Below are 916 nucleotides of genomic sequence, written 5' to 3' on the forward strand. Positions count from 1 at the left end.
GAACGGCGCGGACCCCGACGCGGCACCCGTCGCGGCGGGGAGCCATCTCGACAGCGTCCCCGATGGCGGGATCTTCGACGGCCCGCTTGGCGTGTACGCCGCCGTTGAGGCCGTGCGAGCGATGCGTGACGCCGGAATCGAGCCGGACCGGCCGGTTCTCGTCAGCAGTTTCACCGAGGAGGAGGGGTCGACCTTCGGCGACGGTCTGCTCGGGTCGAGCGTCGCAACCGGGGAGACCGACGCAGAGACCGCACTCGCGTTGGAGAACGACGCCGGCGAGACGCTGGCCAACGCCCTCTCACGGATCGGGTATCGGGGCGAGGGACTCCTCGATCCCGCGGGCTGGGATTGCTTCTTCGAGCTCCACGTCGAACAGGATACCGTCTTGGAGTCGGCCGGCGTCGATGTCGGCGTCGTGACGACGATCACGGGAATCACTCATTGTGTCGTCGAGATCATGGGCGAAGCGAACCACGCCGGCGCGACGGCGATGGACGACCGAACCGACGCCCTGGCGGCCGCGAGCGAGTTCGTCCTCGACGTCGAGTCCGCGGCGAACGACATCGTGGAGACCGATTCGGAGACGGCGGTCGGGACCGTGGGATCGCTGTCCGTCTCGCCGAACGCGACGAACGTCGTCCCCGGGCGCGTGGCGTGCGGGGTTGACGTCCGGGACGTCACGCGGGGATCGATGGAGGAGATCGCCTCGGCCGCACACGAATCGCTCGCCCGACTGGAGCGCAACCGTGGGGTAGAGACGACGCTGAACCGCCCCTTCCACGTCGACCCGACGGGGATGAGCGATCGGCTCCGCACCGTCGCTCACGACGCCGCAGCCGACGCGGGCCGGAGCGCGATCGACCTCCATTCGGGGGCAGCACACGACGCGATGCGGGTCGCCGGCGCGACCGACGCC

General features: G+C 70.0%; 1 protein-coding gene. It reads left to right on the forward strand.

The features are described 5' to 3' along the window. Positions 1-916, forward strand: a 916-nt coding sequence (locus tag ACFQEU_RS16755; RefSeq protein ID WP_379783988.1) for a hydantoinase/carbamoylase family amidase, incomplete at both ends; no start/stop codon positions are given.

Source organism: Halorubrum tibetense, assembly GCF_042661865.1.
Taxonomy (GTDB): domain Archaea; phylum Halobacteriota; class Halobacteria; order Halobacteriales; family Haloferacaceae; genus Halorubrum; species Halorubrum tibetense.